Origin of the sequence: Pseudomonas mosselii, assembly GCF_003205295.1 — a bacterium.
Lineage (GTDB): Bacteria > Pseudomonadota > Gammaproteobacteria > Pseudomonadales > Pseudomonadaceae > Aquipseudomonas > Aquipseudomonas mosselii_B.
Genome location: NZ_QJRP01000024.1, coordinates 20,772 through 46,393, shown reverse-complemented (window position 1 = coordinate 46,393; position 25,622 = coordinate 20,772). Strand labels below are relative to the sequence as shown.

General features: G+C 65.8%; 25 protein-coding genes. 13 read left to right on the top strand and 12 right to left on the bottom strand.

Translation table 11 applies throughout. The features are described from left to right. Nucleotides 1-75 precede the first annotated feature (75 nt). The 6 genes from rbsD to DMX06_RS19520 form a co-directional block, all read right to left on the bottom strand. Nucleotides 76-480 carry a D-ribose pyranase gene (rbsD, locus tag DMX06_RS19550; RefSeq protein ID WP_110738967.1) on the bottom strand — a complete coding sequence of 135 codons (405 nt, stop codon included), beginning with the start codon at nt 478-480 and terminating at the stop codon, nt 76-78. Then, nucleotides 477-1,385 (bottom strand): ribokinase, encoded by a 909-nt coding sequence (rbsK, locus tag DMX06_RS19545; RefSeq protein WP_110738966.1) that lies wholly within the window; start codon nt 1,383-1,385, stop codon nt 477-479. Before rbsK ends, rbsD begins: the two co-directional genes overlap by 4 nt. Before the next feature lie 9 nt (nt 1,386-1,394). Further along, nucleotides 1,395-2,420 carry a LacI family DNA-binding transcriptional regulator gene (locus DMX06_RS19540; RefSeq protein WP_110738965.1) on the bottom strand — a complete coding sequence of 342 codons (1,026 nt, stop codon included), beginning with the start codon at nt 2,418-2,420 and terminating at the stop codon, nt 1,395-1,397. Between the two features lie 4 nt (nt 2,421-2,424). Beyond that, nucleotides 2,425-3,417, bottom strand: a complete 993-nt coding sequence (locus DMX06_RS19535; protein ID WP_110738964.1) for an ABC transporter permease — start codon at nt 3,415-3,417, stop codon at nt 2,425-2,427. Further along, complete coding sequence (locus DMX06_RS19530) at nt 3,414-4,967, bottom strand: sugar ABC transporter ATP-binding protein (RefSeq protein WP_110738982.1); 1,554 nt, start codon at nt 4,965-4,967, stop codon at nt 3,414-3,416. The genes DMX06_RS19535 and DMX06_RS19530 overlap by 4 nt, the downstream gene beginning before the upstream one ends. Nucleotides 4,968-5,125: 158 nt before the next feature. Then, nucleotides 5,126-6,070 carry a sugar ABC transporter substrate-binding protein gene (locus tag DMX06_RS19520; protein ID WP_110738962.1) on the bottom strand — a complete coding sequence of 315 codons (945 nt, stop codon included), beginning with the start codon at nt 6,068-6,070 and terminating at the stop codon, nt 5,126-5,128. Between the two features lie 341 nt (nt 6,071-6,411). On the opposite strand from DMX06_RS19520, the gene DMX06_RS19515 reads away from it, so the two are divergent. From DMX06_RS19515 to DMX06_RS19505, 3 genes are all read left to right on the top strand, one after another. Next, nucleotides 6,412-7,500, top strand: coding sequence for an asparaginase (locus tag DMX06_RS19515; RefSeq protein ID WP_050705237.1), 1,089 nt, complete (start codon nt 6,412-6,414; stop codon nt 7,498-7,500). A 231-nt stretch (nt 7,501-7,731) separates the two neighbouring features. Further along, complete coding sequence (locus DMX06_RS19510) at nt 7,732-7,974, top strand: DUF1654 domain-containing protein (RefSeq protein WP_050705218.1); 243 nt, start codon at nt 7,732-7,734, stop codon at nt 7,972-7,974. 6 nt (nt 7,975-7,980) lie between these two features. Then, nucleotides 7,981-8,670 carry an endonuclease gene (locus DMX06_RS19505; protein ID WP_050705217.1) on the top strand — a complete coding sequence of 230 codons (690 nt, stop codon included), beginning with the start codon at nt 7,981-7,983 and terminating at the stop codon, nt 8,668-8,670. A 6-nt stretch (nt 8,671-8,676) separates the two neighbouring features. Here the strand turns inward: DMX06_RS19505 and DMX06_RS19500 are convergent, their stop codons facing one another. After that, nucleotides 8,677-9,102 (bottom strand): bifunctional (p)ppGpp synthetase/guanosine-3',5'-bis(diphosphate) 3'-pyrophosphohydrolase, encoded by a 426-nt coding sequence (locus tag DMX06_RS19500; protein ID WP_110738961.1) that lies wholly within the window; start codon nt 9,100-9,102, stop codon nt 8,677-8,679. Nucleotides 9,103-9,502: 400 nt separating this feature from the next. Here DMX06_RS19500 and DMX06_RS19495 point away from each other — a divergent pair, with 400 nt between their 5' ends. Beyond that, a complete protein-coding gene (locus tag DMX06_RS19495) occupies nt 9,503-10,912 on the top strand; it encodes a purine-cytosine permease family protein (RefSeq protein WP_110738960.1) in 1,410 nt (469 codons plus the stop codon). Between the two features lie 55 nt (nt 10,913-10,967). Here DMX06_RS19495 and DMX06_RS19490 read toward each other — a convergent pair whose 3' ends face one another. Continuing rightward, entirely contained in the window at nt 10,968-12,197 is a 1,230-nt protein-coding gene (locus tag DMX06_RS19490) for an acyl-CoA dehydrogenase (RefSeq protein WP_110738959.1), read from the bottom strand. Between the two features lie 140 nt (nt 12,198-12,337). Here DMX06_RS19490 and DMX06_RS19485 point away from each other — a divergent pair, with 140 nt between their 5' ends. Both DMX06_RS19485 and DMX06_RS19480 read left to right on the top strand, forming a co-directional pair. Further along, the gene (locus DMX06_RS19485) at nt 12,338-13,279 is read left to right on the top strand and encodes a LysR family transcriptional regulator (RefSeq protein WP_050706105.1); all 942 of its coding nucleotides are present in this window, start codon (nt 12,338-12,340) and stop codon (nt 13,277-13,279) included. A gap of 45 nt (nt 13,280-13,324) precedes the next feature. Continuing rightward, entirely contained in the window at nt 13,325-13,543 is a 219-nt protein-coding gene (locus DMX06_RS19480) for a DUF2970 domain-containing protein (RefSeq protein ID WP_110738958.1), read from the top strand. 607 nt (nt 13,544-14,150) lie between these two features. On the opposite strand, the gene DMX06_RS19475 is transcribed toward DMX06_RS19480, so the two are convergent. Next, entirely contained in the window at nt 14,151-15,227 is a 1,077-nt protein-coding gene (locus tag DMX06_RS19475; protein WP_110738957.1) for an ABC transporter substrate-binding protein, read from the bottom strand. Nucleotides 15,228-15,444: 217 nt separating this feature from the next. Between DMX06_RS19475 and DMX06_RS19470 the strand changes: the two genes are divergently transcribed. Both DMX06_RS19470 and DMX06_RS19465 read left to right on the top strand, forming a co-directional pair. After that, a complete protein-coding gene (locus DMX06_RS19470) occupies nt 15,445-17,097 on the top strand; it encodes a nitrite/sulfite reductase (protein ID WP_110738956.1) in 1,653 nt (550 codons plus the stop codon). Continuing rightward, nucleotides 17,081-17,575 (top strand): DUF934 domain-containing protein, encoded by a 495-nt coding sequence (locus tag DMX06_RS19465; protein ID WP_028691443.1) that lies wholly within the window; start codon nt 17,081-17,083, stop codon nt 17,573-17,575. Before DMX06_RS19470 ends, DMX06_RS19465 begins: the two co-directional genes overlap by 17 nt. 65 nt (nt 17,576-17,640) lie before the next feature. On the opposite strand, the gene DMX06_RS19460 is transcribed toward DMX06_RS19465, so the two are convergent. Further along, nucleotides 17,641-18,501: an AraC family transcriptional regulator gene (locus DMX06_RS19460; RefSeq protein WP_110738955.1), complete on the bottom strand. Its 861-nt coding sequence runs from the start codon at nt 18,499-18,501 to the stop codon at nt 17,641-17,643. 307 nt (nt 18,502-18,808) lie between these two features. On the opposite strand from DMX06_RS19460, the gene dkgB reads away from it, so the two are divergent. The 3 genes from dkgB to DMX06_RS19445 all read left to right on the top strand — a co-directional run bounded on the left by dkgB (nt 18,809) and on the right by DMX06_RS19445 (nt 21,639). Further along, nucleotides 18,809-19,612, top strand: a complete 804-nt coding sequence (dkgB, locus tag DMX06_RS19455; protein ID WP_110738954.1) for a 2,5-didehydrogluconate reductase DkgB — start codon at nt 18,809-18,811, stop codon at nt 19,610-19,612. A 59-nt stretch (nt 19,613-19,671) separates the two neighbouring features. Then, complete coding sequence (locus DMX06_RS19450; protein ID WP_110738953.1) at nt 19,672-20,853, top strand: MFS transporter; 1,182 nt, start codon at nt 19,672-19,674, stop codon at nt 20,851-20,853. Nucleotides 20,854-20,997: 144 nt separating this feature from the next. Beyond that, entirely contained in the window at nt 20,998-21,639 is a 642-nt protein-coding gene (locus DMX06_RS19445) for a YceH family protein (protein WP_110738952.1), read from the top strand. A 1-nt stretch (nt 21,640) separates the two neighbouring features. On the opposite strand, the gene DMX06_RS19440 is transcribed toward DMX06_RS19445, so the two are convergent. Then, entirely contained in the window at nt 21,641-21,832 is a 192-nt protein-coding gene (locus DMX06_RS19440; protein WP_110738951.1) for a hypothetical protein, read from the bottom strand. 182 nt (nt 21,833-22,014) lie between these two features. On the opposite strand from DMX06_RS19440, the gene DMX06_RS19435 reads away from it, so the two are divergent. Then, nucleotides 22,015-22,479 (top strand): nuclear transport factor 2 family protein, encoded by a 465-nt coding sequence (locus DMX06_RS19435; RefSeq protein WP_110738950.1) that lies wholly within the window; start codon nt 22,015-22,017, stop codon nt 22,477-22,479. A 670-nt stretch (nt 22,480-23,149) separates the two neighbouring features. Here the strand turns inward: DMX06_RS19435 and DMX06_RS19425 are convergent. Then, nucleotides 23,150-24,211 (bottom strand): sigma-54 interaction domain-containing protein, encoded by a 1,062-nt coding sequence (locus DMX06_RS19425; protein ID WP_110738949.1) that lies wholly within the window; start codon nt 24,209-24,211, stop codon nt 23,150-23,152. A 328-nt stretch (nt 24,212-24,539) separates the two neighbouring features. Here DMX06_RS19425 and DMX06_RS19420 point away from each other — a divergent pair, with 328 nt between their 5' ends. After that, entirely contained in the window at nt 24,540-25,607 is a 1,068-nt protein-coding gene (locus tag DMX06_RS19420) for an ABC transporter substrate-binding protein (RefSeq protein ID WP_110738948.1), read from the top strand. Nucleotides 25,608-25,622 lie beyond the last annotated feature (15 nt).

Below are 25,622 nucleotides of genomic sequence, written 5' to 3'. Positions count from 1 at the left end.
CTCCTTGTTGCTAGGGGATGGATTCAGGGGTGGCCGCTTTGCGGCCTATCGCAGGGCGCAGCCCTCGCATTCGGTCTAGAAGGTAACGCCTGCCACCAGGGCAATATTGCTGTAGGGCTTGCACTCCCCCGTACGCACCACGGCCCGGGCCTGGCGACACAGGGTCTTGAAATCGGCATGGCTGAGCACCTGGCGCTGGCCCAGCTCGCCGCCGGCATGCAGTTGCTCGACCTCGGCCAACCCCGGCGGCAGGGCCTGGAACACCTCTTCGGCCAGCACATGGCGTTCGACCTGCATCTCGCTCAGCACCACGCGCAGCACGCTGGCGAAATCCGGGATGCCCGGCGTCAGCGCCAGGTCGATCAGCTCCACGCCCGGCGGCACCGGCAAACCAGCGTCGCCGATCACCAGGATGTCGCCGTGGCCGAGCCCGGCGATGGTCCGCGACAGGGCGATATTCAACAGCGGCGTCTTCTTCATGGCGTCAACTCCTTCAGGTACGGGATCGACGGCTGCGCGCCGACACGGGTCACCGACAACGCGGCGGCACGCTGGCCAAAGCCGATCGCCTCATCCTCGGGCAGACCGCGCGCCAGGCCCGCGGCAAAGCCGCCGACGAAGGTATCGCCAGCCGCCGTGGTGTCCACCGGCTGCACCTGTGGCGCCGGGAAGTGCCGGCTGCCGGCGCCGTCGACCAGCAACGCACCGTCGCCGCCTAGGGTGACGATCACCTTGCCCGCGCCCAGCTGACGCAGGCGTTCAGCTGCCCGGCGGGCGCTGTCCTGGTCGTCGACCTGCACCCCGGCCAGGGCCTCGGCCTCGCTCTCGTTGGGGATCAGGTAGTCGATGTAGGCGTACCACTCCGCCGGCAGCGGCCCGCTGGCCGGCGCCGGATTGAGGATCACGGTCTTGCCCAGCTCGCGGCCACGGGCCAGGGTCCAGGCCACGGTGGCGGTGGGCACTTCGAGCTGGCAGATGATCACCTCGGCCCCCTGCAACAGCGAGTCGAAACGGCTCACCGACTCGGGCCCGAGCAGGCCGTTGCCGCCGGGAATGACGACGATGGCGTTCTGGCTGGCGGCATCCACCACGATCAGCGCCACGCCACTGGACACGCCCTCGCACAGGCTCACGCCCTGGCAATCGACACCCTCGCGCTTCAACGCCTGGCGCAACTGCTGGCCATAGGCGTCGTCACCGACGTTGCCGACCATCGCCACGCTGGCGCCCAGCCGCGCGGCGGCCACCGCCTGGTTGGCGCCCTTGCCGCCAGGCGCGGTGAAGAAGCTTTCGCCGGGCAAGGTCTCGCCGCCCCGGGGCAGGCGCTGGGCGCGAGCCACCAGGTCCATGTTGAGGCTGCCGACCACCACCACCTTGGCATTCATGGGTATTCCTTAACGGTAATCGTTGAACAGGTCCGGGCGCGGCCCGGTGGATTCACGCAAGACGATGCGCGGGGCGACGATGCGCTGCTCGGCGGCGCCATTGCGCTGCGGCGTGACGATACGCGACAGCAGCAGGCCGGCGGCGCTCTCGCCCAGCTCGCGGATCGACTGGCCGACGGTGGTCAGCGCCGGGTACACGTAGCGGCTCAGCTCGATGTCGTCGAAGCCGATCACCGACAGCTCGCCAGGTACGTCGATATTGCGCTCGGCGGCGGCGCGCAACACGCCGAAGCCGATCATGTCGTTGCCGGCGAAGATTGCCGTGGGTCGCTCGCCGTCGAGCAGGCGCGCCGCGGCGGCATGCCCTCCGGGGCTGGTGAAGTCGCTGTGCAGCACATGGCCGGGGGCGATGCGCACATCGGCCTCGGCCATCGCCCGGCGGAAACCGGCCAGGCGCAGCTGGCTGACACCGGTATCCACCGGGCCGCCGATGGTGGCGATCTCGCGGTGGCCCAGCTCCAGCAGATGGCGGGTGGCCAGGTAGGCGCCCTGCTCGTGATCGATGCGCACCAGGTCGGCCTCGACGCCGTCCAGGGCGCGGTCGACGATGACCATCGGCGTACGCACGCCGCCGAGGCTGTCGAGCAGGTCCTGATCCTCGCCCACCGAGGCGACGATCAGCCCGTCGATGCGCTTTTCCAACAGCACGCGCAGGTAGCTGCGCTGCTTCTGCGGGTTGTCGTCGGAGTTGCACAGGATCACGCAGTAACCGTTGCGCTCGCAGGCATCCTCGATACCCCGGGCCAACTCGGCGAAGTACGGGTTGACGCTGTTGGGCACCAACAGGCCGATGGTGGCGGTGCTGCGCGCCTTGAGCGAGCGGGCCACGGCGCTGGGCACGTAGTCGAGCTCGGCGATCGCCGCCTCGACCTTCAGGCGCACGTGCTCGCTGACCGGTCGGGTCTTGTTCAGTACATGGGACACGGTGGTGTAGGAAATCCCCGCCAGTGCCGCGACGTCTTTGATGGTTGCCATGGTTTCAGTTCCGCCGGTTCGCGCGCCGGCTGCGGTAAGTGTCGAGTACCACGGCGATGACGATGACCGCCCCGGTGATGATGCGTTTGGTCGGCTCCGAAGCGCCGATCTGGGCCAGGCCTGCGGCCAGCACCGAGATGATCAGCACGCCGAAGAAGGTGCTGATGACCGAGCCGCGCCCGCCCATCAGGCTGGTGCCGCCGATCACCACGGCGGCAATCACCTGCAGCTCGAGGCCGGAGCCGGCGTTGGGGTCGGCGGCTTCCAGGCGCGAGATCTGGAACAGCGCGGCGAGGCCGGCGAGCACGCCCATCAGGGCGAACACCAGGATCTTGTACGGGCGCGGGTCGATGCCAGCCAGGCGCACGGCCTCTTCGTTGGTGCCGATGCCGATCAGGTAGCGACCGAACACGGTGCGGGTCAGCACCAGCTGGGCGGCGACGATCACCAGCAAGGCAATGATGAAGGCCGGCGAGATGCCAAAGGCGATGGGGTTGGAGAACCAGGCGAAGGCATCGCCAATGTAGGCGGTGCGCGAGTCGGTGAACTGGTAGGCCAGGCCACGGGCCATCTCCAGCACGCCCAGCGAGACGATGAACGAGGGGATGCGCCAGGCCACGGTGATGCTGCCGGTGACGGTGCCGGCCAGCGCCGCCACGGCCATGCCCAGCAGCGCGGCGGGCAGCACGCTCCAGCCCCAGCCGAGGATCGCCACGCTGACCGTCGAGGCGGCCAGGGCCAGCACCGAGCCCACCGACAGGTCGATGCCGCCGATGATCAGGATGAAGGTCATGCCCACCGCCAGCACCATCAGGTCGGGGATCTGGTTGGCCAGGGTGCTGAAGGTGGCGTAGGACAGGAAGTGGCTGCTCAGCATCGAGAACAGCACGATCATCGCCAGCAAGGCGCCGGCCAGGCCCAGGTAGGTGCCCAGGCCGAAATAGGTGCCGCTGCGGCGCACGGGCGCGCTGCCCGAGGTGTTTGTTGTGGTTTTCATGCGTCCATCCTGGGGGCTGCGTCATGCAGCAGGGCATCACGTTTCTGGTAGCCGGCGAAGGCGGCGGCAAGCAGTTGGTCCTGGGTCCAATGATCGCGGTCGAAGGTGTCGATCAGGCGACCGGCGCTGAGCACGGCGATGCGGTCGCAGATCAGCATCAGCTCACGCAGGTCGCTGGACACTACGACAATGGCCTTGCCCTGGCGGGCGAGCTCGGCGAGCAGGCCATAGATGTCGAACTTGGCGCCGACGTCGATACCGCGGGTGGGCTCGTCGAACAGCAGCACCTGGCAGTCGCGCTCCAGCCAGCGGCCGATCACCACCTTCTGCTGGTTGCCGCCGGACAGCTCGCCCACGGCCTGGGCGGGGCTGGCGCTGCGGATGCGCATGGCGCCGATCTGGCGCTCGGCCAGCGCGCGCTCGGCGTCGCGGTCGAGCACGCCGGCGCGGGACACGGCGCCGAGGTTGCCCAGGGCAATGTTGGCGCTGATCGACTGGCTCAACAGCAGGCCTTCACCCTTGCGGTCCTCGGTGATCAGGGCGATGCCGGCCTTGACCGCGGCCTTGGGCGAATCGATGTTCAGCGGCAGCGGCGGCTGGCCGAGGGCGACCTGGCCGCTGTCGGCGCGGTCGGCGCCGTAGATCAGGCGCAGCAGCTCGGTGCGCCCGGCGCCGATCAGGCCGGAGATGCCGAAGATCTCCCCTGCCCTGACCTCGAACGACACCTCGCGCACCTTGTCGCCGCGGCTGAGCTTGTCGACCTTGAGCAGCGGCGCGCCGATGCTGCGCTGGCCGAGGTCGATATGCTCGCCCAGCTCGCGGCCGACCATCAGGTTGACCAGTTGCTCGCTGTTGTAGCGCTGGATCGGCTCGGCGCACACCAGCTTGCCGTCGCGCAGCACGGCGATGCGCTGGGCCACGCGCTGCAGCTCTTCAAGGCGGTGGGAAATATAGACGATGGCCACGCCGCGCTGGCGCAGGCGCTCGATCTGGGTGAACAGCAGCTCCACCTCGCGGGCGGTGAGCATGGCCGTGGGTTCGTCGAAGATCAGCACATGGCAGTCGCCGATAAGGTTGCGGGCGATCTCGACCATCTGCTGATGGCCGATGCCCAGCTCACCCACGGGGGTATCCGGATCGATGGCGTCGAGGCCGACCTGGGCCATGGCCGCGCTGGCCAGCTGGCGCAGGCGCTTCTGGTTGACCCAGCCGAGGCGGCTGGGCAGGTTGTCAAGGAACAGGTTCTCGGCCACGGTCAGGGTGGGCAGCAGGTTGAGCTCCTGCATGACCATGCGCACGCCGAGGCGCTCGGCCTCGGCGCGGTTGCCGGGGCTGTAGGGCTGGCCGCGATAGACCATCTGCCCGGTAGTGGGGATCTCCAGGCCGCTGATCAGCTTGGACAGGGTCGACTTGCCCGCGCCGTTCTCGCCGGTCAGGGCCAGCACCTCGCCGCCGCGCAGCTCGAGGGTGACGTCGCCGAGCACGGGCTGGGCGTAGGTCTTGCCCAGGCCGCTGACGGCTAGCACGGTTTCATTGGCCGGTACTGACATGGCCATTGTTCTCCTAGAAAAACCACGACTTCTTGATTCAACGACTGCCCCTGTGGGAGCGGGTTTACCCGCGAACACCGGCGCAGCCGGTGCCATCCATCGCGTGGTCTTCTTCGCGGGTAAACCCGCTCCCACAGGGCCTGCGCATCGCCAGGCAATTACTGGGTGATCAGCTCGACCGGCGTCTGGATGACATTGTCGGCATCCACGCCCGGCTGCTCGCCCTTGAGCATCTTCAATGCCGCCTGGATACCGAACACCGCCTGCTGGCTGGCCGCCTGGTCGAGGGTGGCGAGCACGCGACCATCCTTGAGCATCGGCTTGATGGCGTTGATGTTGTCGTAGCCGACCACCTGCACCTGGCCGGTCTTGCCGGCGGCACGCACGGCCGAGACGGCGCCCAGGGCCATGCTGTCGTTGCCGGCCAGCAGCGCCTTCAGATCGGGGTATTCGTTGAGCATCGAGGCGGCCACGGCGTTGCCCTTGTCGATCTCCCAGTTGCCCGATTGCACCGAGACGATCTTCATCTGCGCGGCTTCCATGGCGTCCTTGAAGCCGGCGGTGCGCTGCTGGGCGTTGGTGGTGGTCGGCACGCCTTCGATGATGCCGACCTGGTCACCGGCCTTGAGCTTCCTGGCCAGGTAGTCACCGACCTCACGCGCGCCCTTGCGGTTGTCCGGGCCCACGAACGGCACGCTGATGTTCTTGCTCTTGAGCACCGCGGGGTCGAGGCGGTTGTCGATGTTGATCACGGTGATGCCGGCGTCCATGGCCTTCTTGATCACCGGCACCAGCGCCTTGGAGTCGGCCGGGGCGATGACCAGGGCCTTGGCGCCGGTGGCGATCATCTGCTCGACGATGCGGATCTGGTTGCCGGTGTCGGTCTCGTCCTTGATGCCGTTGGCCACCAGGGTGAAATCGTTCGGGTGCTCTTTCTGGTAGGCCTTGGCGCCGTCTTCCATGGTGCGGAAGAACTCATTGGCAAGGGACTTCATCACCAGGGCGACCTTGGGCGCTTCTTCGGCGTGGGCAGTGGACAGGGAGAAGATCAGCGAGGAGAAAATGGCGAGGGCCAGCGGACGGCCGGGGAACGGCAGTTTCATGGAAATGACTCCGAATCTTGTGGTTTTTATCGGATCGCAAACGTTTGCGGTAAGCAACTATGGAAACAGGCGCCAGTTTTGTCAAATCCATTGCGTAGGCAGCCACAGCCACGCGCGTCGGATTATCCGCAATTCGTCCGAAAAACCGAACACCTTTCCTGCAAAAATTCGGTCAGCCGAACACTCGCCCCACCTATGACCCTGTGGTCGCGTCGGGTACCCCCAGTCAAAACAGGGGTTTCAAGATGAAATACGACGAACGGTAGTTGCTGGTACGAAATCTGCCTTTACCCCAGTGCGACATAACGCACATCTCCTCCAGGAAGAGAGAAGCAGAAATGATGAAAACCGCTATCAAGACCTTCGCACCGAGCGCCCTGGCGCTGCTGCTGGTACTGCCGACCACCGTTTCCGCCAAGGAAGCCGCGCAACAACAGAAACTCGCCAACGTGGTGATCCTCGCCACCGGCGGCACCATCGCCGGCGCTGGCGCCAGCGCCGCCAACAGCGCCACCTACCAGGCGGCCAAGGTAGGCATCGACAAGCTGATCGCCGGCGTGCCAGAGCTGAAGGACCTGGCCAACGTGCGCGGCGAGCAGGTGATGCAGGTCGCCTCGGAAAGCATCGGCAACGACGACCTGCTCAAGCTGGGCAAGCGCGTCGCCGAACTGGCCGACAGCAAGGACGTCGATGGCATCGTCATCACCCACGGCACCGACACCCTGGAAGAGACCGCCTACTTCCTCAACCTGGTCGAGAAGACCGACAAGCCGATCATCGTGGTCGGCTCGATGCGTCCGGGCACCGCGATGTCCGCCGACGGCATGCTCAACCTGTACAACGCCGTGGCCGTGGCCAGCAGCAAGGACGCCCGCGGCAAGGGCGTGCTGGTGACCATGAACGACGAGATCCAGTCCGGTCGCGACGTAAGCAAGGCGGTCAACATCAAGACCGAAGCCTTCAAGAGCCAGTGGGGCCCGCTGGGCATGGTCGTGGAAGGCAAGTCGTACTTCTTCCGCCTGCCGGCCAAGCGCCACACCGTCAACTCCGAGTTCGACATCAAGACCATCAGCAAGCTGCCGGCCGTGGACATCGCCTACGGCTACGGCAACGTGACCGACACCGCCTACAAGGCGCTGGCCCAGGGTGGCGCCAAGGCGATCATCCACGCCGGCACCGGCAACGGCTCGGTATCGTCGCGCGTGGTGCCGGCGCTGCAGGAGCTGCGCAAGGAAGGCGTGCAGATCATCCGTTCGTCCCACGTCAACCAGGGCGGCTTCGTGCTGCGCAACGCCGAACAGCCTGACGACAAGAACGACTGGGTCGTGGCCCACGACCTGAACCCGCAGAAGGCGCGGATCCTGGCCATGGTCGCGATGACCAAGACCCAGGACAGCAAGGAGCTGCAGCGGATCTTCTGGGAATATTGATCGGCGCTTGAAACTAGCCGGTGTGTTTTCTGCACCGGCCTCTTCGCGGGTAAACCCGCTCCCACAGGATTTGTGCTGGACCTGTGGGAGCGGGCTTACCCGCGAAAGGGCCAATATTCAAGGAACCAATCCCTCTACCACGGTCTTATACGGCTTTCATCCTACCTGCTGTTGCGAAACGGCTTACAGTGAAATACTGTATGCACATACAGCAAAACAAGGAACAGCCCCGTGGCCAAACCCGCCTCCGCGTCGCCAAGCCCTTATGAACTACTGGGTCAGCGCATCCAGAAGATCATCAACAGCCCCACCGCCCAGCGCAGCCGCGCCGCCCTGATCTTCCGCCTGGAGCACGAGTCGCCCGACGACTGGGCAACCTTGCTCGAGGAAATCGCCGAGAACGACAACGTCACCCTCGCCCACCGCGACGATGGCGGCGTGCAGATTTTCTGGACCGTGCCGAAGGAAGACTGACCGCGCATGAGAGTTTCGCTTTTCGCCGCCTGCTTGCTGCTGCTTGCCCCCCTCGCCCACGCCGACGCCCCACGCACCTTCCAGGAGGCCAAGAAGGTCGCCTGGAAGCTGTACGCGCCGCAGTCCACGGAGTTTTATTGCGGCTGCAAGTACAAGGGCAACAAGGTCGACCTGGCCTCCTGCGGCTACGCGCCGCGCAAGAACCTCAACCGTGCCTCGCGCATCGAATGGGAGCACATCGTCCCGGCCTGGCAGATCGGCCACCAGCGCCAGTGCTGGCAGGACGGCGGGCGCAAGAACTGCACGCGCCATGACAAGGTCTACCAGCGCGCCGAGGCCGACCTGCACAACCTGGTGCCGAGCATCGGCGAGGTCAACGGCGACCGCAGCAACTTCAGCTTCGGCTGGTTGCCCGAGCAGCATGGCCAGTACGGCAGCTGCCTGACCCAGGTCGACTTCAAGGCCAAGAAGGTCATGCCGCGCCCGTCGATCCGCGGAATGATCGCGCGCACCTACTTCTATATGAGCAAGCAGTACGACCTGAGGCTGTCCAGGCAGGACCGCCAGCTGTTCGAGGCCTGGAACAAGACCTACCCGCCGCAGGCCTGGGAGCTGCAGCGCAACCAGCAGGTGGCGTGCGTGATGGGCCGTGGCAACGAGTTCGTCGGGCCGGTCAACCTCAAGGCCTGCGGCTGAGGGCCCTCAGGCCAGCGTCTGCAGATAGGCGCTGGCCTGCTGGTAACGGCACAACCGGGCGAGGTCGGCCGGGCCCGGGCAAGGGATGCGCGAAAGGTCGCTGTTGTCGGCCAGGTCGGCGAGCTTGACCTGACGCGCCAGGGGGTCGACACCCAGGCGGATGACGAAGGCCTCGTAGCTCTCCCCTTCGCGGCGGCTCAGCGCCAGCAGTGCGGCGAGGATCTTCAACGGGAAACCTTCGCGGGCGAGGTCGGACAGGGTCAGCGGGGTGTCTTCGAGCACGTCGTGCAGCACCGCGACGATACGTTGCTCCGGGGTGATCACCCGCTCCATCACCCGCAGCGGGTGGAGGATGTACGCCGCACCGCCTTTATCGAACTGCCCTTCATGGGCCTTGATGGCCATCGCAATGGCCCGCTCCAGCGTCGCCATGAAGTGATCCCCCTTTGAACCCCCGCACTAGACAGCATAGCCGCTGCGCCCCTTCATTGCAGCGGACCTCTCGTGGGAGCGGGCTTGCCCCGCGAGCACCGGCGAAGCCGGTGCCACACGCCCAGTTATCGCGCATCGCGCACCAGAACGGTCCTCTCACAAACCCGAAGATCCTGCCCAGCCCTCGCCCGCCAAGGCCTCCGGCCACCTGGCACCCTCCTTGCTGCCGTCCCCCTCTTATCCTTTTGCCAGCCTTAGGTTTTTTAAGGTTCATGAGCACAAATTTACTAATTTCTCGATACCCGCCCGCCCCGCATCATCGCTCCAACAAGAACGCGTCGCCCCTTGCCGGCACGCACCCGGGCCTCCCCCGATGCCCCACCTTGCCTTGGAGTCAGTCATGACCAGTGCAGCCAATTCGGCACCCCTCATCGAGAAACACACGATCGGCTACGTGCCGCCGCAAGACCGCCATGGAAAGGTAAGGGATCTATTCACACTGTGGTTCGGCGGCAACATCGCGCCGCTGCCCATCGTCACCGGCGCCCTCGGCGTGCAGTTGTTCCACCTCAACCTGGTCTGGGGCATCGTCGCGATCCTCGTCGGCCATCTGCTCGGCGGCGTGCTCATGGCCCTGCACTCGGCCCAGGGCCCGCAGATGGGCATCCCGCAGATGATCCAGAGCCGTGCCCAGTTCGGCTCGCTCGGCGCCCTGCTGGTGGTGGTGATCGCCGGCGTGATGTACATCGGCTTCTTCGCCTCCAACATCGTCCTGGCCGGCAAGTCGCTGCATGGCGTGGTCGACAGCGTGCCGGTGCCGGTGGGCATCGTCATCGGTGCATTGGGCTCGGGCATCATCGGCATCATCGGCTACCGCTTCATCCATGTGCTCAACCGCATCGGTACCTGGGTGCTGGGCATCGGCATCGTGGTCGGCTTCGGCTACATCTTCAGCCATGTGCAGAGCGACGACTTCCTCACCCGCGGCGGCTTCAACCTGGCCGGCTGGCTGGCCACCGTGTCGCTGGCGGCGCTGTGGCAGATCGCCTTCGCCCCCTACGTGTCGGACTACTCGCGCTACCTGCCGGCCGACGTCAAGGTGTCCTCGACCTTCTGGACCACCTACCTGGGCTCGGCCCTGGGCTCGAGCCTGTCGTTCATCTTCGGCGCGGTCGCGGTGCTGGCGATCCCGGCCGGGATGGACACCATGGACGCGGTCAAGCTCGCCACCGGCACCCTTGGCCCGCTGATGCTGGTGCTGTTCCTGCTCAGCGTGATCAGCCACAACGCCCTCAACCTGTACGGCGCGGTGCTGTCGATCATCACCCTGGTGCAGACCTTCGCCTACCGCTGGATCCCCACCGCCAAGAGCCGCGCCGTGCTGTCGCTGATCGTCCTGGCCGCCTGCTGCGTGGTGGCGGTGTTCGCCTCGGCGGACTTCATCGGCCACTTCGTCGACATGGTGCTGGTGCTACTGGTGGTGCTGGTGCCGTGGACCGCGATCAACCTGATCGACTTCTATGTCATCCACAAGGGCGACTACGACATCGACTCGATCTTCAAGGTCGACGGCGGCATCTACGGCCGCTACAACCCCCAGGCGCTGATCGCCTACGCGGTGGGCATCGCGGTACAGATCCCGTTCATGAACACGCCGCTGTATGTCGGGCCGGTGTCCGTACACATCAACGGCGCCGACCTGTCGTGGCTGGTGGGGCTGGCGATCACCTCGCCGCTGTACTGGTGGCTGGCCAGCCGGGACAGTGCCTATCGTCGTCGGCAAATGAGCGCGAAGATGGCGGCAGCCTGATTCATCATCGCGGGGCAAGCCCGCTCCCACGGTGGGAGCGGGCCGATGGGTTACCTCAATGCCCGCTACGCAGCATTTCCTTGGGCACGTACTTGCCAATCTCGTACTTGCCGATCGCCGCCCGGTGCACTTCATCCGGCCCGTCGGCCAGGCGCAGGGTGCGCTGCATCGCATACATGTACGCCAACGGGAAATCACCGCTCACCCCGGCCCCGCCATGGATCTGGATGGCCCGATCGATCACCTTGAGCGCGACGTTGGGCGCCACCACCTTGATCTGGGCGATCTCGCTGCGCGCCACCTTGTTGCCGACAGTGTCCATCATGTAGGCGGCCTTCAGGGTCAGCAGGCGGGCCATGTCGATCTCCATCCGCGAGTCGGCGATCTTGTCGACGTTGCCCCCCAGCCGGGCCAGGGGCCGGCCGAAGGCGGTGCGCTCGACCGAGCGCTTGCACATCAGCTCCAGGGCGCGTTCGGCCATGCCGATCGAGCGCATGCAGTGGTGGATCCGGCCCGGGCCAAGGCGACCCTGGGCGATCTCGAAGCCGCGGCCTTCGCCAAGGAGCACGTTTTCATAGGGCACGCGCACATTCTCGAACAGCACCTCGGCATGGCCGTGGGGCGCGTCGTCGTAGCCGAACACCGGTAGCGGGCGGACGATCTTCACCCCGGGTGCGTCGGTGGGCACCAGGATCATCGAGTGCTGCTGGTGGCGCTGACCGTCGGGGTTGGACAGGCCCATGAAGATCATCACCTTGCAGCGTGGGTCGCAGGCGCCGGAAGTCCACCACTTGCGGCCGTTGATCACCCATTCGTCACCGTCGCGCACGGCGGTGGCGGCCATGTTGGTAGCGTCCGAGGAGGCCACGTCCGGCTCGGTCATGGCGAACGCCGAGCGGATCTCGCCGCGCAGCAGCGGTTCGAGCCACTGGCGCTTCTGCGCCTCGCTGGCGTAGCGCACCAGCACTTCCATGTTGCCGGTGTCCGGCGCCGAGCAGTTGAACGGCTCGGGCCCCAGCAGCGAGCGGCCCATGATCTCGGCCAGTGGCGCGTATTCGAGGTTGGTCAGCCCCGCGCCGTACTCCGACTCCGGCAGGAACAGGTTCCACAGGCCTTCGGCGCGGGCCTTGGCCTTGAGTTCCTCGACGATGGCGGTGGGCTGCCAGCGGTCGCCCTCGGCGACCTGGCGCTCGAACACCGGCTCGGCCGGGTAGACGTATGCATCCATGAATGCGCTGACACGCTCGCGCAGTGCCTGGACCTTGGGCGAATAGGCGAAATCCATCGGGGCTACCTTCAGTCAATGAAGAACATGAACCTGAGCCTAGAACAGCCACCCTTCATCCACCTAGTCTATTTTCTACGTGTATAAACATTCATAACCAATATATGATCCCCCGATAACTCCAACGAAGAGCGGCGCCCATGAACCTCAGCAAGGTCGACCTCAACCTGTTCATCGTCTTCGATGCCATCTACACCGAAGCCAACCTGACCCGCGCCGGGCAGATCGTCGGCATCACCCAGCCGGCGGTGTCCAACGCCCTGTCGCGCCTGCGCGAGACCTTCAACGACCCGCTGTTCGTGCGCACCGCCCAAGGCATGGTGCCCACGCCCATGGCGCAGAACATCATCGGCCCGGTACGCAACGCGCTGTCGCTGCTGCGCACCTCGGTGCAGGAGAGCCGCATCTTCACCCCGCTGCAGGCCAGCAAGACCTTCCGCATCAGCATGACCGACCTCACCGAGGCGGTGATCTTGCCGCCGCTGTTCCAGCGCCTGCGCCGGCTGGCGCCGGCACTGGTGATCGAAAGCTTCCTGTGCAAGCGCCGCGAGACCACCAAGGAACTGGCCGCCGGGCGCCTGGACTTCGCCGTCGACGCGCCGCTGAACACCGACCCGCAGGTGCGTCACGTCAAGCTGATGCAGGACCGCTACGTCTGCGCCATGCGCCCCGGCCATCCGCAGGCCGACGGCAAGCTGACCCTGGACAGCTACCTGGCCATGACCCACATCCATATCTCCAGCCGGCGCAACGGTCTGGGCTATGTGGACCTGGCCCTGGGCAAGATGGGTGTGCAGCGCCGTGTCGCGCTGCGCTCGCAGCACTACCTGATGGCCTCGCAGGTGCTGCAGCAGACCGACATGGTCATGACCGTGCCCGAGCGCTTCGCCCGACGCCACCAACTGCGCCACCAGCCACTGCCGGTGGAGGTGCCGGCGCTGGAGACCCACCTGTACTGGCACGAAAGCACCGACCAGGACCCGGCCAACCGCTGGATGCGCGAGCAGATCATCGAACTGTGCGAGCGAGTGGTGGCCCAGGACGAGCAGGAACAGGCGGATCCGGCCATGGCATCGGCCTGAGTCGCCTACACTGTGGGGGATTGCCTCTGAACCAGGGAGCCACTCATGGACGACCAGCAACACGGCAAGCCACCGACCTTCTGGCAGATGCTGCAGAGCATCCTCGCCGCCGCCTTCGGCGTGCAGAGCGGCAAGAACCGCGCCCGCGACTTCACCTATGGCAAGGCCAGCCATTTCATCGTGATGGGGACGATGTTCACGCTGATCTTCATCTTCGTGCTGATCGGCCTGGTGCAGCTGGCGATGCACCTGACGGCGCGCTAAAGCTAAGCGCAAGCCTCTTGTGCCGCGAAAGGGCTGCGGATCTTTGCCTCAACGTCAACATCCTGGGGCCGTTGCACGGCCCTTTCGCGGCACAAGGCCGCTCTCATGGAACAAACCGTAACTCATTGATTTAGCTAGCCCCTGTGGGAGCGGCCTTGTGTCGCGAAAGGGCCGCATAGCGGCCCCGGCAATATCAGCTTGGTGCGCAGATCTGGGGGCGCTTCGCACCCCTTTCGCGACACAAGGCCGCTCCCACAGGGGGACAGTTCCCTGCGCGACAGCGCAGCCCCCAAAGGGCTGGGCGATCTCCCACAGGGGTACGCATTAGCCGCCCCAAACGCAATCCGCCCGCGGATATCCCTTCCGCGGGCGGTTCAGGTGTTACTCACGGTCTCGAGCAGTATTGCGCTACTGATGGCTGACCCAGTACACCGCAGTGACCACCACCAGCACGATCAGACACAGGATCGCCCAGGCATCGACACTGCTGTCAGCTTTGCGGACCTTGGTAGAGTTTCCCATTGCATTGCCTCTTGTAGTGGTTATGGGAATGCACTTCACAAGCAGCAGTTAAGTCCAGCAATGCCCTTCCCTCAAGCAGGGTCTTTTAGTAGTCGACGGGTGACGTGAGAAAGGGGTAGCGGAATTCCGCCGGCCTGCCCTCGGCACTGAAACGCTGGAAATCGATACCATGGTTGTCCTGCTCCAGCAGCTTGAGCCAGCGTCGGGCCTTGTCCGGGTCGATCAGTTGCAAGGCCGGCACGCTATGCTCACGCTGGCCGTCGCGGCCCACCGCCAGCCCCTGGGCGTCATCATGCAACATGACCATGGCCCAGCCGCCCAGGGTGAAGTGCCCGCCCATCAGCACGCTCAGGCGCCCGTCGATCCGCGCCCGCAGGGCCTCGGGCGAGCTGTTGACCGCGCTGAACAGGGCATCGCGCCCCGGCACCTTGCCCCGGGCCTCGAACGCCTGCATGGCGCCGAACGCCATCTGGTCGTTGGCCGACCACACCAGGCGTGTTTCGGGGTAGCGCTCCAGCAGCATCTGCGCCTGCTCGAAGGCACGCTGGCGACTCCAGCCGCCGTACACCACCTGGCGCAGGCGCACCTGGGGGGACTCTGCCAGCGCCCGGCGCATGCCCTGCACACGCAACTGCGAGGCCGGCGTGGTCTTGACGCCGGCGAAGGCCAGCAGCTCGACCGCCTGCGCCTCGGCCGGCAGTTGCGCCGTCATGGCCTTGAGCATCTGGTAGCCGGCCTCCTCGTCATTGCTGACCAGGGTACCGAGCACTTCGGGGTATTTGTCCGGCTGCGCCTGGATGCTGTGCGCCTGGCTGTCGGTGAGGCCGTTGTTGACCAGAAACAGCTTGACCCCGGTGCCCCGCGACAGGCGGATGATCTCCGGGGCAACGTACTGCTCGTTGACCAGCACCAGGTAGTCCGGGCGCTGCGATCCTTGCAGCACTTCACGGGCCTGGGTAAGGGCGAGGTCGGCGCGGCGCTCGCTGTACTGCACGCGCAAGGCCATGCCCAGATCCTTGGCGGCGGCATGCATGAAGCGCGAGTAATCGACCCAGAACGTCTCGTTGGAATAGCCCGGGTTGAGGAACACCACGGACGCGGCCTGTGCGCTCGCTGCCAGTGGCAGGCTCAGGCACAGGCTCTGGCACAAGGCCTTGAGCATGCTGTTACTTCCCTGCAGAGCAAACCCCGGATTATAGCGCCGCGATGTACCGGCGCGGACAAATGCCAGTCAGTCTCACTTAGTCCAAATGGTTCTTTTCATATGCAAAAACATCACTTTAGCGCATAAACCCACTCTGCTATCGTGCCTCGGCTCCGACCCGGAGTGCGCGGCCGTGCGCGCGATTAGCTGCATGCTAGCCTGAGACAGGACTTATATGTACGTATACGACGAGTACGATCAGCGGATCATCGAGGACCGCGTCAAGCAGTTCCGTGATCAGACCCGCCGCTACCTGGCCGGTGAGCTGAGCGAAGAAGAATTCCGCCCTCTGCGCCTGCAGAACGGCCTGTATATCCAACGTTTCGCGCCGATGCTGCGTGTCGCCGTGCCCTATGGCCAGCTGAACGCCCGCCAGACCCGCATGCTGGCGAAGATCGCCCGCGACTACGACAAGGGTTACGCGCACATCAGCACCCGCCAGAACGTGCAGTACAACTGGCCGGCGCTGGAAGACATCCCGGAGATCCTCGCGGAGCTGGCCACCGTGCAGATGCACGCGATCCAGACCAGCGGCAACTGCCTGCGCAACGTCACCACCGACCAGTTCGCCGGTGTCGCCGCCGACGAGCTGGTGGACCCGCGTCCGTGGTGCGAGATCGTCCGCCAGTGGACCACCTTCCACCCGGAATTCGCCTACCTGCCGCGCAAGTTCAAGATCGCCGTCAACGGCTCCAGCGACGACCGCGCCGCCATCGAAGTGCACGACATCGGCCTGGAGCCGGTGCGCAACGCCGCCGGTGAACTGGGCTTCCGCGTGCTGGTGGGCGGCGGCCTGGGCCGCACGCCGGTGATCGGCTCGTTCATCAACGAGTTCCTGCCCTGGCAGGACCTGCTCAGCTACCTGGACGCCATCCTGCGCGTGTACAACCGTTACGGCCGCCGTGACAACAAGTACAAGGCGCGGATCAAGATCCTGGTCAAGGCCCTCACCCCGGAAGTGTTCGCCGAGAAGGTCGAGGCCGAGATGGCCCACCTGCGCGGTGGCAGCACCACCTTGACCGAGGACGAGGTGCAGCGCGTTGCCCGCCACTTCGTCGACCCCGAGTACCTGGCCCTCGACAATGTCGACTACAGCGCCCTGGACGCCGAGCACCCGGGCTTCGCCCGCTGGCGCTCGCGCAACACCCGCGCGCACAAGAAGCCGGGTTATGTTGCCGTGACCCTGTCGCTCAAGCCCACCGGCGTCGCCCCGGGCGACCTGACCGACAAGCAGCTCGATGCCGTCGCGGACTTTGCCGAACGCTACAGCTTCGGCTACCTGCGCACCTCCCACGAGCAGAACATCATCCTCGCCGATGTCGAGCAGCGCCAGCTGCACGCGCTGTGGCTGGAACTGCGCGAGCAAGGCTTCGCCACCCCGAACATTGGCCTGCTGACCGACATCATCTGCTGCCCGGGCGGTGACTTCTGCTCGCTGGCCAACGCCAAGTCGATCCCGATCGCCGAGTCCATCCAGCGCCGCTTCGACGACCTGGACTACCTGTTCGACATCGGCGAGCTCGACCTGAACATCTCCGGCTGCATGAACGCCTGCGGCCACCACCACGTCGGCCACATCGGCATCCTTGGCGTGGACAAGAAGGGCGAGGAGTTCTACCAGGTCTCGCTGGGCGGCAATGCCGCCCGTGACGCGAGCCTGGGCAAGATCCTCGGGCCTTCCTTCGCCCAGGACGACATGGCCGACGTGATCGAGAAGCTGATCAATGTGTACGTCGAGCAGCGCACCGAAGACGAGCGCTTCATCGACACCTACCAGCGGATCGGCATCGACCCCTTCAAGGAACGCGTCTATGCAGCGAATCATTAAGAACAACCAGATCGTCGACGAAACCTGGCACCTGCTGCCCAAGGACGTCTCGATCGACGAGTTGACCAACTGCGACGACTACATCGTGCCGCTGCAGCTGTGGCGCGACCATCCGAGCCTGCTCAAGGCCCGCGATGGCGGCCTGGGCATCTGGCTGGACAGCGACGAGGAAGCCGAGGAAATCGGTGAAGACGTCGAGCACTTCCAGGTCATCGCCCTGAACTTCCCGGCCTTCACCGACGGGCGCAACTACTCCAACGCGCGCCTGCTGCGTGACCGCTACAAGTTCAAGGGCGAGCTGCGCGCCATCGGCGACGTGCTGCGCGACCAGCTGTTCTACATGGCCCGCTGCGGCTTCGACGCGTTCGCCATCCGTGCCGACAAGGACCCGGAAGACGCGCTGCAGAGCCTGAAGGACTTCTCGGTGACCTACCAGGGCGCCACCGACGAGCCGCTGCCGCTGTTCCGCCGCCGCTGATCGCTCCTGGCCAAACGCAACAGCCCGCCATCCGGCGGGCTGTTGCGTTTGGGGCTGACCGTGCTTTAGCGCAACGGCACGTAGATATCCGTCTGCCACTGCTCCAGCGGCGTCTGCGGGTAGATGCTCAGATAATGGAAGAACAGCGGATGATCGCGCAATTCCTCGCCACTGGCCGGCAGCCAGTCGCGGTAGAGCGGATAGATCGTCTCGCCGATATGGTCCGGCGAGCCGACATGCCGCACCACCGCGCAGCGCCCGGCGGGCAAGCTCGACTCCCGCACACCCTGGGCGTTCGGCGCCACGGCCTCGTGGATTTCCCCGCAGATGGCGAAGCGGAAATCTTCCGGCGCGGTGGTGTCCGGGTTGTTGTAGGGGATGCCGAAGCTGCGACTGCTGGCCACGGGCGATTGCCCGCTGCTCATGCGCCAGTCGATGAAGTGGCGTACGGTTTCGCTGACCTGATTGGCCGGCCCACGGTGCTCGAGCGCCGCAAGGCGCACGGCGGCGAAATCGACGATTCGTACCTGCATGGTGATGCTCCTGGAAAAATGAGGGATGGCAAACACCGTATTCCATACCTGCCAGTCGGGCCGGCGGCGGAACGCACTGGGCGCATGCCCGAAGGCCCGGCGGAACGCCCGGCTGAACGCTTCCGGACTTTCGAAGCCCGCCTCCAGCGCCACCGCCAATACCGATTGGCCTGGCTGGCCGAGCAACCGGTGGGCCGCGCGGCGCAGACGCATCAACTGCACGTAACGGGCAACCGGCACGCCCACATAGGCGCTGAACTGCCGATGAAAGTGGAACGCCGAAAAGTGCGCCACCGCGCTCAGGGCCTCCACCGACAGATCGCCTTCCAGGTTGTCCTGGATATAGGCGAGCACGGCGTCGAAGCGGGACTTGTAATGGACGTTGACGGGCAAGGTCAGTGTGCTCCTGGAAATACGGCAGGCCACAGCTTCGTCGATCCGCGCTCGGGCCTGCCTAGCCGCCTTTGCTCAATCACAACCACCTGCAGGTTTGCCATGATGCCGGATGCGTCACCCTGCCTGATACCCCTATTGCCCGGCCGCCAATCACAACCCGCCCTCCCATTCATGACTCCAGGTCAAAGGACCTTGACTTACCGGCGTCTTAATCAATCCCGCCTAACGGCGCAAACTGCGCTCACCCGTCGAAGCCGACCCCACTGTCCGGGCTTCGACCCCCTCACTCGACAGGAGCAGATCCATGAGCATTCCATCCTTCGGCCTGGGCACCTTCCGCCTCACCGGCCAGGCCGTCATCGACTCGGTCAAGTCGGCGCTGGAGCTGGGCTACCGCACCATCGACACCGCGCAGATCTACAAGAACGAGGCCGAGGTCGGCCAGGCCATCGCCGAAAGCGGTGTGCCGCGTGACGAGCTGTTCATCACCACCAAGATCTGGGTCGATCACTACGCCACCGACAAGCTCATCCCCAGCCTGCGCGAGAGCCTGGCCAAGTTGCGCACCGACCATGTCGACCTGCTGCTGATCCACTGGCCGGCACCGGGCAACGGCGTCGAGCTGCCCGAGTACATGCAGGCCCTGGCCGAGGCCAAGCACCAGGGTCTCACCCGCCAGATCGGCGTCTCAAACTTCAATATCGAGCTGACCCGCCAGGCCATCGCCGTGGTCGGCCAGGGCGAGATCGCCACCAACCAGATCGAGCTCAGCCCGTACCTGCAGAACCGCAAGCTGACGGCCTACCTCCAGGAGCAAGGCATCACCACCACCTCCTACATGACCCTGGCCTACGGCAAGGTGCTGAAGGATCCGCTGCTGGCCGAGATCGCCGCCAAGCACAAGGCCACCGTGGCCCAGGTGGCCCTGGCCTGGGCCTTGCAGCTGGGCTATGCGGTTATTCCGTCGTCCACCAAGCGCGAGAACCTGGCCAGCAACCTGCTTGCCCAGAGCCTGCGCCTGGACACCGACGACATGGCGCGTATCGCTACCCTGGAACGCAACGGCCGCGAAGTCAGCCCGGACGGCCTGGCGCCGGCCTGGGACTGATACCCGCCGGGCATGGAAGCCCACTACCCCGCTCTCAACCGCTTTTTTCGGAGCTCCCAATGAGCACGCTTTCCCCCAGACGGGTGCTGTTCGCCCTGGCCATCGGCGCCTTCGGCATCGGCACCACCGAGTTCACCCCCATGGGCCTGTTGCCGGTGATCGCCGAGGGCGTGGGCGCCAGCATCCCCAGCGCGGGCATGCTGATCACCGCCTATGCCATCGGCGTGATGGTCGGCGCGCCGATCATGACCCTGCTGTTCAGCCGCTTCGGCAAGCGCGCCGCGCTGATGATGCTGATGGGCATCTTCACCGTCGGCAACCTGCTCTCGGCCCTGTCGCCGGACTACTACACCCTGCTTCTCTCGCGCCTGATCACCAGCCTCAACCATGGCGCCTTCTTCGGCCTGGGCGCGGTGGTGGCCGCCAGCGTGGTGCCCCGGGACAAGCAGGCCAGCGCCGTGGCCACCATGTTCATGGGCCTGACCATCGCCAACATCGGCGGCGTGCCGGCGGCCACCTGGCTCGGCCAGCAGGTCGGCTGGCGCATGGCCTTCGCCGGCACCGCGGTGCTCGGCGTGCTGGCCATCGCGGCACTGTGGTACGCCCTGCCCAAGGGCGAGCGCGGCAGCGTGCCCCATGTGCGCAAGGAACTGGCGGTGATCGCCCGCCCCAACGTGCTGCTGGCCATGGCCACCACGGTACTGGGTGCCGGCGCCATGTTCACCCTGTACACCTATGTCGCCCCGGTGCTGGCCGAGCTGACCGGCGCCTCCGACAGTTTCGTCACCCTCGGCCTGGTGCTGATCGGCGTCGGCTTCACCCTCGGCAACAGCTTGGGCGGCAAGCTGGCCGACTGGTCGCTGGACGGCGCCGCGCGGATCTTCCTCGGCGCGCTGGCGGCGATCATGCTGCTGATGCCGCTGGTGCTGGGCAGCCATGTCGGCACCGCGCTGGCGCTGCTGGTGTGGGGCGTGTTCACCTTCGCCGTGGTGCCGCCGCTGCAGATGCGGGTGATGATCGCCGCCGCCGAAGCGCCGGGGCTGGCATCGTCGATCAACGTGGGCGCCTTCAACCTGGGCAATGCCGTCGGCGCCGCCCTGGGTGGCGCGGTAATCAGCCTGGACCTGGGCTATGCGGCGGTGCCGATGGCCGGTGGCCTGCTGGCGGCGACCGGCCTGCTGCTGGTGTGGCTGGGCGGGCGCGGCAAGGCCAGCGACCCGGCATTGGGCAGCACTGCCTGACCGCTGTCGCCGCAGCGGGTCGGCTGCGCCATCGCTCATACCCTGAGTGATGCGTGCAGGCCTGGCCCGCGACGGCGGCAGTGATTGCTTAAGCCCGACGCTTTACCTAGGCTAGTGGCCTTTTCCTCGCAATGAGACAGGGCCATGTCAGAACACGAAACCACCGGCGAAGGCCGTTTCAGCAGCATCGAGATCCGCGTGCTCGGCTCGCTGATCGAGAAGCAGGCCACCAGCCCGGAAACCTACCCCCTGACCCTCAATGCCCTGGTCCTGGCCTGCAACCAGAAGACCAGCCGCGAACCCGTCATGAACCTGACGCCCGGCCAGGTCGGCCAGGCCCTGCGCAACCTGGAGGGCCAGGAGATGGCGCGCCTGCAGATGGGCAGCCGCGCCGACCGCTGGGAGCATAGAGTGGACAAGGCCCTGGAGCTGGTGCCGGCGCAGCTGGTGCTGATGGGGCTGATGTTCCTGCGCGGCCCGCAGACCCTCAGCGAGCTGCTGACCCGCAGCAACCGCCTGTACGCCTTCGAGGACGTAGATCAGGTCCAGCACCAGCTCGAACGCCTGGTCTCGCGCGAACTGGCCCTGCACCTGCCGCGCCAGGCCGGCCAGCGCGAAGACCGCTACACCCACGCCCTGGGCGACCCGGCCGAGATCGAGGCGATTCTCGCCGCCCGCCAGCAGGACGGCGGCAACCGCTCCGCCAGCGCGGCGGACGAGCGCATCGAGGCGCTGGAAGCCCGGGTCGCGGCGCTGGAGGCGCGCCTGGCCCAGCTCGAAGGTTGACTCAGGGCTTTTCAGCGTCGGGAAAGTTACGGCAGCTCTTGCGTTCGGCCAGCTCCCGCTCACTGGGGCGCTGGTCGACGAACACGGTGCGGCCGTCGGCGTAGATTTCCAGGTAGCCCCAGTGCAGGTCCTGCTCGGTCTGCCCGGGCTTGGGCGGGACGAGCCACCAGGGTTCGCGGCTGATCAGGTTCATGAGTGGGCTCCAGTGGGGCTGGGGGTCGCTTGTGGGGTAACTATAGACAGCCAAGCCTGGCACTCCCGCGCGGATTGTTCCTCCGAGCACAATTATGAAGTGTCCGGCGCACCGATTCTCCCTGCCCTGCGACAGGTCTAATCTCGGTCCTGCACACCCACTCCCCACAAGGATCGAGCACAATGACCCGCCCGCCACTGCCCCCCTTTACCCGTGAAACCGCCATCGAGAAGGTGCGCCTGGCCGAAGACGGCTGGAACAGCCGCGACGCCGCCAAGGTGGCCCTGGCTTACACCCTCGACACCCGCTGGCGCAACCGTGCCGAGTTCTGCAGCAGCCGCGAGCAGGCCCAGGCCTTCCTCACCCGCAAGTGGAACCGCGAGCTGGAGTACCGCCTGATCAAGGAGCTCTGGGCCTTCACCGACAACCGCATCGCCGTGCGCTACGCCTACGAGTACCGCGACGACAGCGGCCAGTGGTACCGCGCCTACGGCAACGAGAACTGGGAGTTCGCCGAGGACGGGCTGATGCGCAACCGCCACGCCAGCATCAACGAACAGCCCATCAGCGAGACCGAGCGCAAGTTCCGCTGGCCGCTGGGGCGCCGCCCGGACGATCACCCTGGGCTGAGTGACTTCGGCTTTTGAGGACCGACGCCGGATCTGCGGGGCCGCTCGACGGCCCCGCTTCAGGTTTGGGAAACGGACTACGCGGACCAGGGAAACAGTGAGTGCAGCGCTGTGCCAGACTGCAGGGCGACTCCACTCCAGGACAGCCCGATGAGGCCTCTTGATGCCCTTGAGCAACAGATTCCTCTGCTCGCCACCCTGGCCACGCACTCGGCCTACCTACGCGCCTTACAAGAAAGCCCATGCGGCATTCTGTGTGTCGACGACGGTGAACTGGTACGTGTCGAGGCTGATGGCGCCCGGACAGTGCTCGGCAAGGCCAGTCCCCGACGCAAGGTCAGGGTCGGTGAAGTGCTCAGCGTAAGCAGGGTCGATGGCAAGACGGCCGGCAGGCGTGTAGCATTCACGACACCTGTAGGAGAACAGCCCAGCCCTTTGGGCTGCGCTGTCGCGCAGGGAACTGTCCCCCTGTGGGAGCGGCCTTGTGTCGCGAAAGGGCTGCGTAGCGGCCCCAGGATTTGTGCATCAAGCTGGTATCGCCGGGGCTGCTGCGCAGCCCTTTCGCGACACAAGGCCGCTCCCACACGGATCGCGCCAGATTCTAGAAATTTAGCAAGACAGTTACTCCCATAGGGCCGGGCGATCTCATACACGGAAACGCGCATGGCCGTCATTCGCCAGCACTCGCTCAGCGTCCCCCCAATTCCCCGATCTTCTCCAACCGCGCCCGCACGATATTGCGGCTGATGTTCAGCAACCGCCCGGTCTGCAACTGGTTGCCATGGCAATAACGGTACGCCGCCCGGAACACGGTCTCCTCGATGTGCTCGTACAGGTCCGGGATGTTCTGTTCGAACAACGCCAGCAAGGCGCTTTCCAGGCTCACCGGTGCCACCGCGCCCGGCGCCGGCAACCCGGCCACCTCCGGCTGCCCCAGTGCCTGCGGGCGCATGTCCACCAGGTGCAGGTCCCCCGGCGCCACCTGCTGCTGGCGGCACACCAGCAGCGCATGGTGAATCGCGTTCTCCAGCTCGCGTATGTTGCCCGGCCAGCTGTGTGCCAGCAGCTTGCGCTCGGCCTCGACGCTCAGGCTGGCGCGCTCGTAGCCCAGGCGCCGGCAATGCTCCTCGATGAAGAACTCGGCCAGCGGCAGGATGTCCCCCGGCCGTTCGCGCAGCGGCGGCAGGCGGATGGTCGCCACGTGCAGGCGGTAGAACAGGTCTTCGCGAAAATGCCCGGCCACCACGGCGTCGGCCAGGTTGACGTTGGTCGCCGCCACCAGGCGCACGTTGATCGGCACCGGGGTGCGCGAGCCGAGGCGCACCACTTCACGCTCTTGCAGCACGCGCAGCAGCTTCACCTGCATGTTCAGCGGCAGGTCGCCGATCTCGTCGAGAAACAACGTACCGCCGTTGGCGGCCTCGAACCAGCCGGCCTTGTTCGAGGTGGCGCCGGTGAAGGCGCCCTTCTCGTGACCGAACAGCTCGCTCTCCACCAGGGTCTCGGCGAAGGCGCCGCAGTTCACCGCGACGAAAGGCTCGCGATGGCGGCGGCTGAGGTTGTGGATATGGCGGGCCACCAGCTCCTTGCCGGTGCCGGTCTCGCCGATGATGAGGGTGTTGGCTTCGCTGGGGGCCAGGCGCTCGATGCGGCTGAGCAGTTCCTGGGAGCGCGGGTCCTTGAACACGAGCACGGTGGCGCGCACGGATTTGGTCAGCTCGCGGGCATTGGGATGGGTAATCAGCGACATGGGGGCATTCCTGGCAGTGTGTGCGCGCCCTCATAGTGCATGAAACAATTTAGACCGAAAAATTATTAATAAATATTTATATATTCGATTAAAGAATATAAAGAAAACCAATCGTTGCAGTGCTGCTAGAGCAACAACCGGTCAGCAACGGCCTGCCTGCCGATCAGCACTTCGAACCGCGCGACAATGCCCTCGCTGTAGCGCGTAACCCTTGCCGCACAAGGGCTGCAGCCCTGCCAGCGGCGCCCTGGCATGTATTTCGCTCCTGCCTGACGAACGCCTGGGCCGCTCAAGCACGCGGCCCGCACACTGTCGGGAGCACAACATCATGAAAATTCTCTGGCGCCATGGCCTCGCCCTGCTCGGCCTGCTGTTGAGCCTCACCACCTGGGCCGGCGAGCCGCCCAAGTCCGTGCGCATCGCCATTGTCGCCTTCACCCAGGGAGGTGTGCCGGTGTTCGGTGGTATCCCCGGGCGGGTGATCGAGGATGGCTGGCTCGCCCAGCAGCTGGCCCAGCGCGGCATCAGCCTGGACTGGGTCGCCCTGCCCCATGCCGGCGCCGGCCCGCAGATCAACGAAGGCTTCAGCAACGACAGCCTGGACTTCGCCGTGCGCGGCGACTTGCCCTCGGTGATCGCTGGCGCCGGCAACGTGCCGGGCAAGCTGGTGGTGCCCGGCGGCAGTGGCAACAACGTGTACCTGGTGGTGCCAGCCAACTCCAACGTCCGCGGTATCCAGGACCTCAAGGGCAAGCGCCTGGCCCTGCACCGTGGTCGGCCGTGGGAATTCGCCTTCAGCAACTTCCTCGTGAGCCAAGGGCTGCAACTGAGCGACTTCAAGATCGCCAACCTCAACCCGCAGGTCGGCGCGGCGGCGGTGTCGGCGGGCAAGGTGGATGCGGCGGTGCTGCTCAACGAGGCCTATGCCCTGGAAGACAAGGGCGTGGCACGCATCCTCTGGTCGACCAAGCAAGGCGCCGACGACTGGCGACTGGTCTCGGACCTGTGGGCCACCGACCGTTTCGTCGAGCAGCACGCCGACCTCACCCAACTGGTGGCCACCGCCTGGGTCAAGGCCGCCTGGTGGATCTCCCAGGAACAGAACCGCGACGCCTACTACAAGCTGTCGTCCCGCGCGGGGGTGGCCGAGAGCGTGCTGCGCCGCGACGACCAGGACGACCCGGTGGGCTGGCAGGCGCGCTGGGCGCCGAAGAGCGATGCCCAGCTCAAGGCCCACTACCAGGCGCTGGCCCGCTATGCCCTGGACAACCGCCTGATCCGCACGCCCTACGACATCGGCCCGGACCTGGCCACCGGTTTCACCCGCCAGGCCCTGAGCGACCTGCAGCTTACCCATTACTGGCCGTCCCTCGACGCCCAGCTCAGCCAACACTGATCAAGAGATCTGCCC